Origin of the sequence: Citrobacter sp. Colony219 (assembly GCF_019382635.1) — a bacterium.
In the GTDB taxonomy this organism is placed as follows: Bacteria; Pseudomonadota; Gammaproteobacteria; order Enterobacterales; family Enterobacteriaceae; genus Citrobacter; species Citrobacter youngae.
On sequence record NZ_CP080033.1, the window covers coordinates 4,305,167 to 4,305,690 of the forward strand.

The 524-nt window shown below is 54.7% G+C and carries 2 protein-coding genes; both read right to left on the reverse strand.

What is annotated here, in order from left to right:
* Nucleotides 1-228, reverse strand: coding sequence for a TraR/DksA family transcriptional regulator (locus JTI85_RS19015; protein WP_058108887.1), 228 nt, complete (start codon nt 226-228; stop codon nt 1-3).
* Nucleotides 228-461, reverse strand: coding sequence for a DUF2732 family protein (locus JTI85_RS19020; RefSeq protein ID WP_001244238.1), 234 nt, complete (start codon nt 459-461; stop codon nt 228-230). The genes JTI85_RS19015 and JTI85_RS19020 overlap by 1 nt, the downstream gene beginning before the upstream one ends.
* Nucleotides 462-524 lie beyond the last annotated feature (63 nt).

Genomic DNA, 524 nt, shown 5'->3' on the forward strand with positions numbered 1-524 from the left:
TCATACAGCACCCCCTATGTAATGTTTGCCTTTCAGCTCTGCAATTTCCTGACAGGTGACGCAGCACTGCACACCCGGAATGGCGCGGCGGCGTGCTGGCGGGATCGGTGCATCGCAATCAATGCAAAGCACACGTGAAACGCCCGGCGTTCTGTTGCGGGCGGTGTGGATATGGCGCTGGCGTTCTTCTTCAACGCGCTGCTGTACGAGGTCCATTGAATCAGCCATCAGTGGATCTCCTGCGCTTCGTTCTGAATGTTTTCAGCCGCAATACGCAGCAGCTCCGCCGCTTCAACGTGGTTAAGCTGGCGTGACGTGATATGGCAGGCCAGGCTATCAAGACGGGCTGCCATTGCCGCAGCACGTGCCCGGCGCTCTTCCATCCGTGCATCAGTCAGCATCTGGTTAAGGCCAGCATCATCTGGTCCTGTTTTGGTGATTCGGGTTTCAATATTTCGCATTGTTGTTTCTCCTGAWTTTKGGCAATAAGAWGCCCGGCGGGTTTACGCCATTAATTTATGTTT